Here is a 14,009-nt window from a genome sequence, read left to right on the forward strand (position 1 = left end):
TGAGCATCCCAACGCCCGGGCCGAGGGTCGCTGAACCTGTTGCAGGGGTGTCTGCGTCTGCCTGTCTAGGCGGAGAGTTCCTCGTCTGCGACGAGGTAGGTGTAGCTCGGCCAGCTGCGGGAGATGTCAGCCGCGGCCGCCATCAGGCGCGGCGACAGCTTGGCCATACGCGCTCGGGTCATCCGCACGGAGGGGCCCGCGATGCTGATCGTCCCGGTGGCCTCCCGGCCCGGTCCGGCTCCGTGGATGGCGGCCGCCACGGCACTGATACCGAGGTCCATCTCCTCAACCGTCGTGGCGTACCCGCGGTGACGAACCTCGTCGAGCTCGACCTGGAGTGCGGACCGGTCGAGGGCGGATCTGGGAGTGACGTCGAGATGGCTCTCGTGCGCCAGCACGGTCGCGACTCGGTCCGGAGAAAGTGTGGCGAGCCACGCCTTCCCAGATGCAGTGGCATGGGGGACCGCGTCCTGGCCCATGACGGGGTCGATGCGGAGGGACGAGTTCGCCCCCTGAGCTTTGGCGATCCACTTCAAGGAGCCGTTGGTGGCTACCGCCAGGCGAACGAGCTCTTCACACTCCGCCGCGAGCGAATCCAGGCTTCGCTGAGCCCACGTTCCCACTCCTGACGAGGACAGCTGGCGGAGCCCCAGGGCGCCGAGGCTGTGAGTGGCCAAGTAGCTGGAGGTGCGGGGATCCTGATTCACATAGCCCGCATCGACCAGGGCGGCGAGGAGGCGATGAACGACGGCCTTGTTGACGCCCAGGCGCTCGGCGATGTCCGTGACGCGGCGGCCTTCGGGATGCGGCGCCAGCAGTTCGAGCACACGCATCGCATTCACGACGCCATCGGCCAGTGCCATGTTCTCGTCTCCTCGCCATCGGGGATCCACGTCCGCGTGGTTGTAACGCTGTTACGAACGCTGTTACGAAACGTCACACGCGTCCGCCCTCGCTGTCAAGAGCCGCGGTCGTCCTGGTCGTCAGACCCCGAGAACTCAGCGGTCAGATCTGCTGCACCAGCTCACGCAGACGCGTGAACGCCGTCTCGTCATCGTTCACGACGACGTCGTGCTCGCCGGTGTTCCAGCGGCACTCGAGTGCACCGAATCGCTCCCAGTAGACGTCCCATCCGGCGAGCTTGGCCCGGTCCCGCTCACTGCCGCGCTCGATCAACCGTTGCCGCACCACCTCGGGCGAGGTACGCACGTGGATCACCCGGATGCGAGCGGCGGGCCAGCCTGCACTCTCGGTCGAGCGACGCAGGAAGCCGGGGTCTGCGAGGTACGCCACGAACGGCGCATCGAGGACGACGGAGAGGCCGAGTTCCAGATTCCGGCCGGCAGTCGCGAAGAGCGTCTCGTACTCGGCCGGCATGACCCTCTGCAGGTACAGCTCGTTGGATTCCCGGTCGGAGGGATCCTGGCCGAACGCCTCGAGAGCCACTCGCACGAGGGGGCCGGCGATCGTGTCCTTGTCGAGATACGCCGCGCCCGTGAGGGAGCTGAGGTGTCTCGACAGGGTCGACTTTCCCGATCCTGCCCCACCGAGCGTGATGTAGGCAACGGGCAGGGCTTGGACATCGGATGTCATCGCTTCACTCGCGCGATCGCGGCCACGAACTCCTTCGCCGCTGCGGTCACCTTGCCCATGTCGCCGTCGGGGCGACCGGCCTTGGTGATGGCGCTGCCCACTCCGACCGCCGCGACGCCTGCGTCGAACCAGTCGCCGACATTGGCGGTGGTGACGCCACCCGCCGGAAGGATCGGGACGTGCGCGAGCGGCGCCAGGACCGCCTTGGCGTACGGGATGCCGCCGGCTTCGGTGGGGAAGAGCTTGACGATGTCCGAGCCGGCCTCGGCGGTATCGAGGATCTCGGTCGGCGTGTAGGCACCACTGATGGTGGCGATCTGGTAGCGGTTGGCGACGCGGATCATGTCGGGGTTGAGGTTCGGGCTGACGAGGAACTGTGCACCGGCCTGGATGCTCGACCAGGCGGCGTGCCCGTCGAGGACGGTGCCCGCGCCGAAGGCCACGTCTTCACCGGCGAAGCGCTCGGTCAAGCGCTCGATCACGGTGAGGGCGCCGGGGATCGACAGGGTGATCTCGAGGGCACGGATGCCGCCGGCGACGGCTGCCGAGGCGACTTCGAACGCCTCCTCGGCGGTGTCGAGGCGGACGATGAGGACGTTACCGGATTCGCGGATGGTCTCTAGGACGTCGAGTTTCTGGAACATGACGTTGATGGGTACACCAATTTCGCGCGCTTCGCGAGCCGCGATCCGGATGCGTTGACGAATCGCGGCGAGGTCTGACATCTTCGGTTGCAATCGATCTCAGCAATCGTTCTCATCCGCGAGGCGACTGATGCGCCGGGATCCTGATCAATGCGAAGGAGTCGACGGCGGTGGATCATTCCTCTTCGGCCCCTCGGCCCTCGGCCGTGGTGCTGGGTGCGTCCCACTGGCACGCGCCGCTGTACCGTGCCGGGCTCGCTCGGCACTTCCGCGTGACGGCGGTGCAGGACCCCGACCCCGCGGTCTCTCGGGCATTCGCCGAGCCCTTGGGCGCACCCGTCGCGGCGAGCGTCGACGAGGCTCTGGACCAGGACGGCATCGAGGTGGCGTTCGTGTTCTGCCCGCACCACGAGATGCTCGCGGTCGGCCGAAAGCTCATCGCCCGCGGCATCCCGTTCGTGATCGAGAAGCCCGCCGGTGCGAACCTCGACGACCTTCGGACGCTCGAGGAGGAGGCGCGCCTGGCCGCCGTGCCGGCGACCGTGCCGCTCGTCCAGCGCGGTGCCCCGATCGACACTTGGCTGCGGCAGGCCGGCGACATCGTCTACGAGCGGATGGCGTTCGTCGCCGGTCCGCCCTCACGGTACCGGCGCAACGGCAACCCCTGGATGCTCGAACCCGCCCTCGCCGGCGGCGGCAGCCTCATGAACCTCGGCCCGCACTTCGTCGACCTGGCGATTCGCCACCTCGGACACCCCGTCGACGTCGTCCAGAAGCTCTCCACCACGCTGCACGGCGAGCCGGTCGACGACCACTCCACGATGGTCCTGACAACCGTCACGGGCCGCGAGGCAATCGTCGAGGTCGGCTACGCGTTCCCCGACTCGCCGCTGAAGCGGTACTGCAGCTTCACCGCGGCCGGGACCGATGGGTTCGCCACCGTCGACACCACCGGCGTCGCAACGTTCACCGACCAGTCCGGCATCACCAAGAGCGCCGTCCTCGAGGTCGACAGCGACCCGCTGTACGACGTGTTCGTCACCGGCGTCGCCGACACGCTCACGACCGGGTTCGCGGGCCTGCCGACGCTCGCCGAGCTTCTGACCACTATGGAGCTCATCTGGTCGCCGCACCTGGAAGGGACGGTGCGTCGTGGCTGAGGTGAGCATCGACGACGTCGCCGAAGCGGCCGGCGTGCACCGCTCGACCGTGTCGCGCGCGTTCTCGAAACCGGATGCCGTGCGCGCGGCGACCCGGGAACACGTGCTGCGTGTCGCAGCCGAGCTCGGGTACTCGATGAACCCCCTCGCGCAGGCTCTCCGCCGCGGCTCGAGCAACCTCGTCCCGCTGATCGTTCCGGACCTGACCAACCCGTTCTTCGCCGAGCTTGCGCGCACGACCGCCGCCGCCGCCGAAGCACGCGGCTACCAGCTGATGCTCTGCATCACCGACGGCGACACCGGGCAGACCGCCGACTACGTGAGCGCGATGCACTCCATGTACTCCCCCTTCGGCATCGTCGCCCCCTCAACCCGGGTCAACCTCGAGGCGCTCCGCCGGTACGCGTTTCAGAACCGGGTCGTCGTCATCGACCGGGTCGAAGACGACCCGGCCGTGCCCACCGTCACTGTCGACAGCGCCCGGGGCGTCGACCTCGCCTTCGACCACCTCCTCGGTCTCGGCCACTCGAACATCGCCTACGCCCCGGGGATTGTCGGCACGTACACCGCCCAGGATCGCTGGGACGCCTACCACCACGCCACCGAGCGTCACGCCATCCCGCCCGTCGTCCTGGAGGCGGCGCCCGGCGCCGAACCGGGGCCGGGGCTCGTGGACCACTGGATGCGGGAACCGATCCGCCCGACGGCGGTGATCGCCTCCAACGACCTCATCGCATTCGCCATGATCTCCGAGCTCGGCTCGCGCGGACTGACCGTGCCCGCCGACCTGTCGGTGATCGGCTTCGACGGCCTCGACCTCGGCTCCCAGTTCAACCCCCGGTTGACCAGTGTCCGACAGCCAATCACCGACCTCGGACGGATCGCCATCGAACTCGGCGAGGCCCTCATCGCCGGCGGCCCGCCCGACCACGTCGTGCTCGAACCATCGCTTCTCATCCGCTCCTCCACTCAGGAACACCGCTCATGAGTCCGAACCCCGGTCGCCTTCCCGGTCTGCAATACATGGACCACGTGGCCTTCACCGTCCCCGACCTCGACGACGCCACCCGCCTGTTCACCGTCCTTCTCGGCGCCGAAGAGCTCTATCGCTCCACCCGCGGACCCGATGCCGCGGTCATGCCGGAGCACTTCGGCGTGCCCGCGGACGCACACCTGGAGCTGCGCATGCTCCGGCTGCCGCCGAACCTGAACGTGGAGCTGTTCCAGTGGTGGAGCGATGACCGCTCCCCCGTGTTCCCGCGCGCCAGCGATGCGGGCGGGCACCACCTCTGCTTCGTCGTCGACGACGTCGACGACGTGGTCGACGCGGTCGCCGACCTGCGGGGCATCGAGATCCTCGGTGCGCGCAAGGAGGTCGCCGGCGACAGCCCCGCTGTCGCCGGGAACCGGTGGGTGTACGCCCGCACCTCTTGGGGGCTCATCCTCGAGTTCGTCGACCGCTCGCGGGTCGTCGATCCCCCGCGTCTCGTCGGCCCCCACGACTGGCACACCCACTCGACATCGAAGACCTCGAAGACCTCGAAGACCTCGAAGACCTCGGAGACGCCCTCTTGAAGATCGCCGGCCACACCCTCGGCACCCCCGACCACACCGTCCCCGAAGCGCTCAAACTCTTCGCCCGAGCGGGCCTGGATGCCGCCGAGGTGATCTACCAGGACGACTACACGAGCGGTCTGCCCATCGGCGGTGCCGCGGCAGCGGCGGAAGCGGCACGCGTCGCCGACGGCGAAGGCATCCCCGTCATCGGGCTCACCCCGTACACGACCGCCATCAACGCGACCGACGAGCGCATACGCGGAGCAGCCGTCGACGAACTGCGATCGGCCATCGACATCGCCCACGCCATCGGCGCGAACCGCATCCGCGTCTATTCCGGCGCGTGGCAGCCGGACCGGCAGGACCACGCCGCGCACTGGACGCAGCTCGTCCGCTCGTTCCAGGAGCTCTCCGCCCCGGCGGCAGACGCAGGCGTCGTGCTCTGCGCCGAGAACCACTTCGGCACCATGACGCAGACCGCGCGCGACACCGCCAAGCTCATCCGCGCGGTCGACTCGCCCGCCGTCCGCGTCCTCTACGACCAGGCGAACCTCACCTTCACCCACGACGAGGACGTCGACGACGCCTTCGCCGTCCAGGGCGATCTCATCGGCCACGTGCACGTCAAGGACCTTGTCTTCAAGGACCCGAACGCCCCGTTCGTCGCATCCGAGACGGCGCGCGTGCACGCCGAGGAACGCGCCGTCATCTCGCGCGTCGTCGGCGACGGCACCCTCGCCTGGTCGCCCATCCTCCGACGCCTCCGCGAGGTCGGCTACGACGACGTGCTCTCGCTCGAATACGAGTACCGGTGGCATCCGCAGGATCTCGACGCCCCCGAGATCGGATTCCGTCGCGGCGCCGAGCATCTCCGTACGCTGCTGCGGCAGCTCGATCTCGAGGCGACCGGCCAGAATGCCGAGGCCCGCTCGTGACCGCACTCCGCGTCGGCGTGGTTGGCGCCGGCAACATCGCCAGCATCGCGCAGCTGCCCACCCTCGTTCAGCGCAACGACGTCGAGCTGCGCGCCCTGGTGTCGCGGCGCGAGGACCCGAGCCCGCTACAGCGTCGGTGGGGGTTCGCGAACGTGTACCGCACGATCGACGCAATGCTCGACGCCGAAGAGCTCGACGCCGTCTTCGTGCTCACTCCCCGCTCCGAGCACGTCGCGGCCGTCGAGAGCGCCCTGCGCGCCGGCATCGACGTGTTCTGCGAGAAGCCGCTTGCCACCTCGACCTCCGACGCGGTCCGCCTTGCGGAGCTCGCCGACGAGCACGGCCGCATCCTGATGGTGGGCCTGAACCGGCGGTTCGCGCCCGTGTACGTCGCTGCACGGGAAGCGTTCGGTGCGGCCGGAGCGTCGTTCTGCGTCGCGCAGAAGAACCGCGCCGGCTCCGAGTACCGGGCCACGTTCGAAAACGCGATCCACATGGTGGACCTCCTCCGCTGGTTCTGCGGCGGAGACGTCGTCGAGGTCACCAGCGCGGCCGCAGGAACCGACCCCTGGGAGGAGGACGGCACAGCCGCCCTCATCCGGTTCTCGACCGGGAACACGGGCCTGCTGGTCGCGGCCCGAACCGCCGGCGCATGGGGCGAGAAGCTCGACGCGTACGGCCAGCTGCGCTCGGCGGAGGTCATCGCCCCCGACACCGTCGCGGTGACGGCGGACGGCGCCCGCACCGTCCGGTCGATGAGCCCGGAAGCATTCGGCTGGGCGACCGCGACCGAGACCTTCGGCTTCGCCGACGCGGTCCGCCACTTCCTCGACCGCGTTCAGGACCGGCAGCAGCCGCTGACCTCCGGATGGGAAGCGGTCAAGACCCAGCAGCTACTCGACAAGATCCTCGCGGCGGCAGGCCTGCCCACCGAGGAGCAGGAGGGACGCACGTGGTCCAGCAAAGCAGTGCAGTAGCGCCACAGCCCCAGGTCGCCCTGGTCACCGGCTCCAGCGGCGGCATCGGCGCGGCCGCCGTCGAAGCGCTGCAGGCGCGCGGGGACGTCGTCATCGGGGCCGACCTCGCACCGCTCGGCGGGCAGGACATCACCGGCTTCTCCGAACTCGACGTCACCGACGAGCATCAGACCGCCGAAGTGCTGCGCCGGATGGTCGCCGAGCACGGCCGCATCGACGTCCTCGTCCACGCCGCAGGGGTGCTCGGTGGCACCCCCGACCCGCTGGCCACCACGACCGAGGAGTTCGAGCGCACCATGCGCATCAACGCCACGGGCACGTTCACCATCACGCGCGAGGTCGCGAACCTCATGCGGGGCAGAGGCACGAAGGGCACCATTCTGCTGCTGTCGTCGGTCGCGGCCAAGGAAGCGCGCATCGACTACCTGCCGTACAACGCCAGCAAGATCGCCGTGCTGCACATCATGTGGTCGATGGCGAAGATCCTCGGACCGGACGGGATCTCGGTCAACACCGTCAACCCCGGACCGGTGAACACACCGATGTGGACACAGCTCGCCGACCAGTCCGGCTCCGCGCAGGCAGCACGCGACGCTCGTGCCGCGCAGCTCCCCATGCGACGCTTCGCCGAACCGGCCGAGGTCGCCAACGCGATCGGCTTCCTCACGGGCCGGGCCAACCGGTACATCACCGGCGTCTCTCTCGACGTCGCCGGTGGAGCGCATCTCGGGATGAGGTCTTGAGGTTGTCCCGTATGGGGTGTGAGCTATCCGGTGAGAGCTGGGTTGTGTAGCCAGGCGATACCGAGCATGGCCTGGTGAACTCCGTTGCCCTTGAGCCGGCAGTCCCGCAGGATCTTCCAGTCTTCAACACGCCGACCGGCAGCCCTGCCCGCCGCCGGCTCACCGAGAGGACTCGCTTCGCAATGCCCGCCCGGCCGTCGACTTCCCCGCCGCGAAGCCCTCGCGTCGGGGAACTGGAATCCGAGAGCTGGCAGCGCATAATCGCCCAGCTACCGGTTCTCACAAGCCATCGAAAACCCATCAGCGACAACAACCGCGGGCACCTGACCGTCAGCTCCTACATCTGGACGCGGACCGCCCGAAGGCAAGCCTGACTTCGCCCCCTGCCCACCACACAACGCCCCCGCCCCAGCACTACGCGCCCTCCTCGGTCGGCGGCAGGACCTGACCCCATCTCCAAAGCCTCAACCCGCTGCCAGATCGGCCTTACCACGCCCGGCTCGGACGACACAGAGCGATCAGTAGGCACCTCCGAGCACGCAGAGTGACCGGCTGTAAACCACCGGAGGATACGCGACACCTCAACATGCGGGCCTGCAAATCGCTGTGCCGCCGAGGGCTTCACATCGGTGACCATGAATGAGCTCGCGCAACGGCTGGAGTGTTCCAAGGCGACGCTGTACAGCTTGGCCTCCACGAAGGAACAGCTGGTGCTGGCGGTCACCCGGGCCTTCTTCCGGGATGCGACAGCCGAGATCGAGCAGGCCGTCCAGGCCGAGCCCGATCCCAGGCAGCGCATCCGGGTCTACCTCGCCGGCGTCGGCACGGCCATGCGCCGCCACTCCAACGCCTTCTACGACGACATGGTCGGCTACGAACCGACGGCGCAGATCTACCGCAAGAACTCCGCCGCCGCGGCGCACCGGGTCCACCAACTGATCGAGGAAGGCGTGCAGAGCGGCGTCTTCCGCGCGCTCAACGGGCATTTCGCCGCCCAGGTCGTGGCGGTGACCATCGACGCGGTCCAGTCGGGGGTCCTTCTGGAGAGCACCGGCCTGACCGCCGGCGATGCCTTCTCCGAGCTCGGGGACCTCCTGCTGGACGGGCTCAATGCAGGGCAGGACGCACCCGGATAAGGAGGGGTGCGCCTCCCGGATCGTCTCCGACCGGGCGCCCGGTCCTCACGCGGACGGCGTCGGCAGGATCACGCGGGACACCGCGGGACACACCGCGCCGCTGTCGTGGTGGACGGTGTGCGTGCACGGCCGCAACTCACCCCTGGTGCCGGGCAGTTCACCGGTTGTCCCCTTACGAGCTGCCCCGCGATTGGTCTTGAGGCGTGTTGGCCCGGAGGTTCGGCTGGTGGGTGATTCAGCAGGCCGTGGGGCGGGCGAGCACGAGTCACGGGGTATCCCGTCAGCCGCGCACGTGCAGCCCGAAACCGGTGCGGCCCGTCGGCTCCAGTCCCTCCTTCAGGTGCAGCGAGGGGATCTCGTAGTCACCGAAGTTCTGCCGCCGGAACGCGATCGGCTCGGTCGACTCCAGGGTGAGCAGGCGCTGCTCCCATGCCTTGGCAACGTCCGGGTACTCCACGCTGGTCATCCGGTCGGTGCCGTACAGCACGAACGGCGGCAGCACCTCGATGCCCGGGTAGTAGAGGATGCCGTGGTGGATCGGGAACAGCAGATCGTCGATGGGGCCGTTGATCCCGCGAGCGGCGTAGTGCGACTCCGGGCCGCCGGCGGTCACCGACAGCAGAGCCTTCCTGCCGGCGAGGGTGCCTTCGCCGAAGCGCTCGCCGTACCTGGTGTCGCTGTGCTCGCCGACACCGTACGCGAAGTGGTAGGTGAACACCCGGTCCACCCAGCCTTTGAGGATCGCGGGCATCGTGTACCACCACAGCGGGAACTGGAAGATGATCGTGTCGGCCCACAGCAGCTTCTCCTGCTCTGCGAGGACGTCCGGGGTGAGCGTCCCGGCGTCGAAGGCCCGGCCCGAAGCCAGGGCGACCTTCAGCGGACTCGAGGCGGCGGGGCCGTAGTCCGCGGCGTCCACGACCGCCTTCCAGTTCATCGCGTACAGATCGCTCACCCGTACCTCGTGCCCAGCGCTCTCCAAGGTGGACACCGCGAGGTCCTTGAGCGAGCTGTTGAGCGACTTCGGCTCCGGATGTGCGTAGACGATCAGCGTCTTCATGAGAACTCCTTCGGATCGGATGCCTCCGATCCTGGGCGCCGCGGCGCCCGGCGTTCAGGGGCTCCTCTTCCATCGGACGGGACTTCCTGGTACTGGCAGGACCACCTTCACGGACACCACCGAGGCCATACTGGGGGGCATGGACGATCTCGCGGGATTCCTGCGGACCCGGCGTTCCCGGGTCGGCCCGGCGTCCGTCGGCATCCCCACCGACAGCCGCCGCCGGGTCGAAGGGCTGCGCCGCGAAGAGGTCGCGCACCTGTCCGGCGTCAGCGTCGACTACTACGTACGCCTGGAGCAGGGCCGCGCGACCCAGCCCTCCGAGCAGGTCCTCGACGCGCTCGCCCGCGTCCTCGGCCTCGACGAGACCGAACGCGGGCACCTCTACCGGCTCGCCCGGCAGCGCCGCCGCCGCGCGAAGGCGCCGGGCGGGCGGGTCCGGCCGGAGCTGCTGCGCGTCCTCGACCTGGTCGCCGACGCACCCGCGCTGATCATGGACCACCGCCTGGACGTGCTCGCCGGGAACCGCCTCGCCGGGCTCCTCTACGGCCGGCCGATGCCGGGCCTGAACACCGCCCGGCACATCTTCCTTGAGGAGGCCGAGCGCGGCCTTTACGCGGACTGGGAGAACTGCACCCTCGACGTGGTCGGACATCTGCGCCTGGCCGCCGGCAAATACTCCGAGGACCCCCGCCTGGCCTCGCTCATCGGCGAACTGGCGATGGGCAGCGAGCGCTTCCGCCGCCTCTGGGCCCGCGCGGACGTGCGCGCCCGCACCCATGGACGCAAGGCGTACCGCCACCCGCTGGTCGGACTGCTGGAACTGCACCAGGAGAACTTCGCACTACCGGATGAATCGGGTATGGAGCTGCTGGTCCTGTCCGCAGCTCCCGGCAGCCCCGCCAAGGACGGACTGCGCCTGCTCGTGGGCCTGGACGCGGACAGCGATGACGCGCATCCCACAGTGAACGCTCAGATCCGCCGCTAACGGGCTGCCTCGTGATTGCTCTTGGTCACAGACGGGGACATGGCGAAGGCCGCGCGAGTTGATTCGGGTGTGATGACGAGTCAGGCCCGCGCGGCCACGTCCCATTCCGCCTTCTGCGGTCTGTCGGAGGAGCACCTGGGTGAGCTTGCCGCAGGCGTCTCCGGTGTGGATCGCCGTCATCCGCCAGTGGAGAACCACCCAGCCGCCGGGAAGCTCCTGCTGGAAGAGGATCCGGTGCTGTGCGTCGGTGAATCCGTCACGGACCGCGGCGATCGACGCTCGCATGCCGTCGATGCCCGAGGCGGCGCCAACGGCGGGGTTGTGGTCGATCACATCCGGGGCGAACACCTCGTCCGCCCCGTCGACGTCGCCGGTGTCGTAAAACTCCAACTCGCGCGCGGCGACCCGCAACGCGGTGCTCGTGGCCCCCGAGAGAAACGGGGTCAGGTCACTGCCTCCCGCGAGCGGTAAGTCCACCACCGCCGCACCGACCCGCGCCCGGAAGTGGCCGCTGCACGAGGCGGGGCAGTTCGGACGTGTGAGCACACCCGGCTTCCGGCGACGAAGCCGCCAAATCGCGGCTTCAATACAACGCCCAGCGGTGCAGTCGGCGGGCCCGCCACTCTGCATCCGTAGGGCCGATCGGCCCGGTCGCGCCGCTGCGGACGGCATTCTGGGCGTCCTGGTTCGCGACGGTGAGGATTCGGCACCTCGATGTCGGCGGCGGCCTGTTCGACCACTGCCACCAGTCGATGCACACAGCCGCGTCCGCACTGCCTGCCCGGGCGAAAAGAACCGGTGCTCTCCGCTCCGACCTCGACGTATCGGAATACTCGCCCTGGCCAAGGGGATCACCCGGGCCGCCACAGACCCACTCAAGCAGGGGCGACGCGTCTTACTTGTCAGACAGGGGCACGGACACTCCCTCGACACGCGGCCTGGCGCTCGGTGAGCGCCTGACCATCGGGCCCGTCGACCACAACGTAGCCGACGGTCACCTTCGAAGTCGTCCCCCGATGTGTCAGTTCGGTCTGGTGCACTGTGCCGGGCGACGCGTCGACGGCGGCCGTCGACCACTGACGCTCCGTCTCGCCCGCTTCGTCAAGGCCGTGTTCTTCCACTCCGCGAGGGGTATGAGATCGGCTGCTCATGGTGTGCATTCCTCGCCACCGAGACGCCATTCCCTCAGGGGAGCGAGTGCCGTGATGTCGCCGAGCAGGATCTCCAGCGCGTGCACCGCCTGTTCGGGAACAACGCTGTTGCCGAGGAGACGGAGCTGAGCGGCACGGGACAGGCCCTCGGTCCCGGTGCCCCACCCGCTGGGGAGCATCATCCACTCGACGAAATCGGCGGACAGGCGCCGGGTTCCGGGAACGGTCGGGGAGGGCGCGGCGCGACCGGTGGCGTGTTCCCAGCGACGGATGGCTGGCAGGTAGTCGCCCCACCATCCGGCAGGCGAGAGACAGCGGTACGCAGATTCATTCCGCCCTGACGCTTGGGGGTGGTGCCCGCTCGGCCGCCTGCGTCGGCGGAGGTCGGGGTGGGCAGCAGCCGCCCCGCCGATCTCACCGCCACCCTCGAAGCCCTCACCCACGCAAGCGCCGCGGCAAACGCCACAGACACTCAAACACCCGGGCACACCCAGGCCCGCCAGGCAATCAAGGACTGCGAACGCCGACTCACCCGCTACCAGGCCGCCCTCGAAGCCGGAGCCGACCCCACCGTCGTCACCCAATGGATCAACGAGGCGCAGAGAGACAAGGAGGCGGCACGGAAGAAACTCGACGCGCTGCCCGTCGCCACCCGGAAAAAAGAGTGCCCACTCGCCGCCCAGCAGATCCGGGAGATCGCTGAGAGGCTCGGAGACATCGCACAGCGCATCCACGCAGCCGACACCGAGACGAGAGGCCCACTCTACGAAGCCCTGGGCATCACTATCAGTTACGAACACACATCGAGGACCGCGACCCTAAGGTCGAGGCCTTCAATTGCGTTCGTTCTTGACCTGCTTGTAGCTCTGCGTGCGCCGTGAGGCGCTTCGCTGTATTCCCGGTGCAGCCGGGAGGAACTCGGAAGGAGGTTCCTGGGTCACCTGACTTACCTGGAATCGAAAGACGAAGGGGACAACAGCATGTCAGGAAAGCGGTGTTCGTCGGGAGGTGTCCAGGGCGAAGTGCCGCGAGGCCCGCACGATAAGGCCAAGGCTGAACTGCTTAAAGTCCAATCCCCAGTGATGAAATACAACATCCGTCGGAATGACACCTGAAGCCGACGGCGCGTCGTGCCCCGGCATGGGCAAAGGGCCGAGGCAACTTCCGTGACGCGCAACATCGTCCAGTGAGGACGGGTGAGGGGATGAATGGGCGGCCTAAGTCGTGCTCGATGCGTACAGCGAAGACGTACCACGGGATCGCCTAAGGGGCGCGAGCCCTATCGGCGACGGAGTGCTCATAGTAGCCGCCGGAGCAACGACCGGCCACGAGGTCCGGGAAAGCCGGAATGAGGGCGAAGGGGCACAGGTAGTCGGGAAGTTCGGACGGGGAGGGCTGCGGAATGCAGAGTGCTGAAACCGTGCTGAACGTCATTCGGGAGCGCGGCAGGCGCGGTCTGCCGCTGGAAAGGTTGTATCGGCAGCTATTCAACAGGGAACTGTTCCTGATGGCCTACGGGCGCATCTACTCGAATTCTGGGGCGATGACAAGGGGGGCCACCAGGGAGACCGTGGACGGTATGTCCCTGGCCAAGATTGAGGCGATTATCGACACGTTACGTCGTGAGGCGTACCAGTGGTCGCCGGCCAGGCGGGTGTACGTGCCCAAGAAGGACGGGCGTCGGCGTCCGATCGGGATGCCGCCTTGGTCAGACAAAATCGTTGCGGAGGTGGTGCGTCTGCTGCTTGAGGCGTACTACGATGTGCGGTTCTCCGACCATTCCCATGGTTTCCGACCCAACCGGGGTTGCCACACCGCGTTGCGAGAAGTGGTCAACACCTGGACGGGATCGAAATGGTTCATCGAGGGAGATATCTCCGACTGCTTCGGTAGTTTGGATCACGAGGTATTACTTGGGATTCTGGGAGAGAAGATCCACGATGGCCGGTTCCTGCAACTGGTCGGCCGGATGCTAAAGGCCGGATATCTGGAGGACTGGCGGTGGAACGCTACGCTCAGCGGCTGTCCGCAGGGTGGTATCGCCTCGCCGATCATGTCCAACATC

At 68.1% G+C, this 14,009-nt stretch carries 15 protein-coding genes and 2 pseudogenes; 10 read left to right on the top strand and 7 right to left on the bottom strand.

From position 1 onward, the window contains the following. Nucleotides 1-65: 65 nt before the first annotated feature. The 3 genes from AB0D14_RS38065 to eda form a co-directional block, all read right to left on the bottom strand. The gene (locus AB0D14_RS38065; protein WP_362787913.1) at nucleotides 66-863 is read right to left on the bottom strand and encodes an IclR family transcriptional regulator; all 798 of its coding nucleotides are present in this window, start codon (nucleotides 861-863) and stop codon (nucleotides 66-68) included. 142 nt (nucleotides 864-1,005) lie between these two features. After that, on the bottom strand, nucleotides 1,006-1,593 hold the full coding sequence (locus tag AB0D14_RS38070) for an AAA family ATPase (RefSeq protein WP_362787916.1): 588 nt from the start codon (nucleotides 1,591-1,593) through the stop codon (nucleotides 1,006-1,008). Next, nucleotides 1,590-2,318, bottom strand: coding sequence for a bifunctional 4-hydroxy-2-oxoglutarate aldolase/2-dehydro-3-deoxy-phosphogluconate aldolase (gene eda, locus AB0D14_RS38075; protein ID WP_362787919.1), 729 nt, complete (start codon nucleotides 2,316-2,318; stop codon nucleotides 1,590-1,592). Before eda ends, AB0D14_RS38070 begins: the two co-directional genes overlap by 4 nt. 89 nt (nucleotides 2,319-2,407) lie before the next feature. Here eda and AB0D14_RS38080 point away from each other — a divergent pair, with 89 nt between their 5' ends. The 6 genes from AB0D14_RS38080 to AB0D14_RS38105 are packed head-to-tail and all read left to right on the top strand — an operon-like array spanning nucleotide 2,408 to nucleotide 7,609. Beyond that, a complete protein-coding gene (locus tag AB0D14_RS38080) occupies nucleotides 2,408-3,397 on the top strand; it encodes a Gfo/Idh/MocA family oxidoreductase (RefSeq protein ID WP_362787922.1) in 990 nt (329 codons plus the stop codon). Next, entirely contained in the window at nucleotides 3,390-4,385 is a 996-nt protein-coding gene (locus AB0D14_RS38085) for a LacI family DNA-binding transcriptional regulator (protein WP_362787925.1), read from the top strand. The genes AB0D14_RS38080 and AB0D14_RS38085 overlap by 8 nt, the downstream gene beginning before the upstream one ends. Continuing rightward, entirely contained in the window at nucleotides 4,382-4,972 is a 591-nt protein-coding gene (locus AB0D14_RS38090) for a VOC family protein (RefSeq protein ID WP_362787927.1), read from the top strand. Before AB0D14_RS38085 ends, AB0D14_RS38090 begins: the two co-directional genes overlap by 4 nt. Beyond that, entirely contained in the window at nucleotides 4,969-5,889 is a 921-nt protein-coding gene (locus AB0D14_RS38095; protein ID WP_362787929.1) for a sugar phosphate isomerase/epimerase, read from the top strand. The genes AB0D14_RS38090 and AB0D14_RS38095 overlap by 4 nt, the downstream gene beginning before the upstream one ends. Beyond that, a complete protein-coding gene (locus AB0D14_RS38100; RefSeq protein ID WP_362787932.1) occupies nucleotides 5,886-6,866 on the top strand; it encodes a Gfo/Idh/MocA family oxidoreductase in 981 nt (326 codons plus the stop codon). Before AB0D14_RS38095 ends, AB0D14_RS38100 begins: the two co-directional genes overlap by 4 nt. Then, nucleotides 6,842-7,609: an SDR family oxidoreductase gene (locus AB0D14_RS38105; RefSeq protein ID WP_362787935.1), complete on the top strand. Its 768-nt coding sequence runs from the start codon at nucleotides 6,842-6,844 to the stop codon at nucleotides 7,607-7,609. The genes AB0D14_RS38100 and AB0D14_RS38105 overlap by 25 nt, the downstream gene beginning before the upstream one ends. 23 nt (nucleotides 7,610-7,632) lie before the next feature. On the opposite strand, the pseudogene AB0D14_RS38110 reads toward AB0D14_RS38105, so the two are convergent. Then, nucleotides 7,633-7,740: pseudogene (locus AB0D14_RS38110) on the bottom strand (IS5/IS1182 family transposase); the annotation flags it as partial. A gap of 438 nt (nucleotides 7,741-8,178) precedes the next feature. Between AB0D14_RS38110 and AB0D14_RS38115 the strand changes: the two are divergent. Then, the gene (locus tag AB0D14_RS38115) at nucleotides 8,179-8,745 is read left to right on the top strand and encodes a TetR/AcrR family transcriptional regulator (protein ID WP_362787959.1); all 567 of its coding nucleotides are present in this window, start codon (nucleotides 8,179-8,181) and stop codon (nucleotides 8,743-8,745) included. Nucleotides 8,746-9,025: 280 nt separating this feature from the next. Here AB0D14_RS38115 and AB0D14_RS38120 read toward each other — a convergent pair whose 3' ends face one another. After that, the gene (locus AB0D14_RS38120; RefSeq protein ID WP_362787938.1) at nucleotides 9,026-9,805 is read right to left on the bottom strand and encodes an NAD(P)H-dependent oxidoreductase; all 780 of its coding nucleotides are present in this window, start codon (nucleotides 9,803-9,805) and stop codon (nucleotides 9,026-9,028) included. Nucleotides 9,806-9,944: 139 nt separating this feature from the next. Between AB0D14_RS38120 and AB0D14_RS38125 the strand changes: the two genes are divergently transcribed. Next, nucleotides 9,945-10,793 (top strand): helix-turn-helix transcriptional regulator, encoded by an 849-nt coding sequence (locus AB0D14_RS38125; RefSeq protein WP_362787941.1) that lies wholly within the window; start codon nucleotides 9,945-9,947, stop codon nucleotides 10,791-10,793. Nucleotides 10,794-11,000: 207 nt separating this feature from the next. On the opposite strand, the pseudogene AB0D14_RS38130 reads toward AB0D14_RS38125, so the two are convergent. Together AB0D14_RS38130 and AB0D14_RS38135 are read right to left on the bottom strand one after the other, a co-directional pair. Further along, a pseudogene (locus tag AB0D14_RS38130) lies at nucleotides 11,001-11,465 on the bottom strand (nuclear transport factor 2 family protein); the annotation flags it as partial. Between the two features lie 475 nt (nucleotides 11,466-11,940). Next, nucleotides 11,941-12,126 carry a hypothetical protein gene (locus AB0D14_RS38135; RefSeq protein WP_362787944.1) on the bottom strand — a complete coding sequence of 62 codons (186 nt, stop codon included), beginning with the start codon at nucleotides 12,124-12,126 and terminating at the stop codon, nucleotides 11,941-11,943. Nucleotides 12,127-12,333: 207 nt separating this feature from the next. Between AB0D14_RS38135 and AB0D14_RS38140 the strand changes: the two genes are divergently transcribed. Then, nucleotides 12,334-12,825, top strand: a complete 492-nt coding sequence (locus tag AB0D14_RS38140) for a hypothetical protein (RefSeq protein WP_362787947.1) — start codon at nucleotides 12,334-12,336, stop codon at nucleotides 12,823-12,825. 521 nt (nucleotides 12,826-13,346) lie between these two features. Next, nucleotides 13,347-14,009: reverse transcriptase/maturase family protein (locus tag AB0D14_RS38145; RefSeq protein WP_362787950.1), on the top strand; the 663-nt coding region annotated here is incomplete at its 3' end.

The sequence above is a fragment of the Streptomyces sp. NPDC048484 genome (genome assembly GCF_040651415.1).
In the GTDB taxonomy this organism is placed as follows: domain Bacteria; phylum Actinomycetota; class Actinomycetes; order Streptomycetales; family Streptomycetaceae; genus Streptomyces.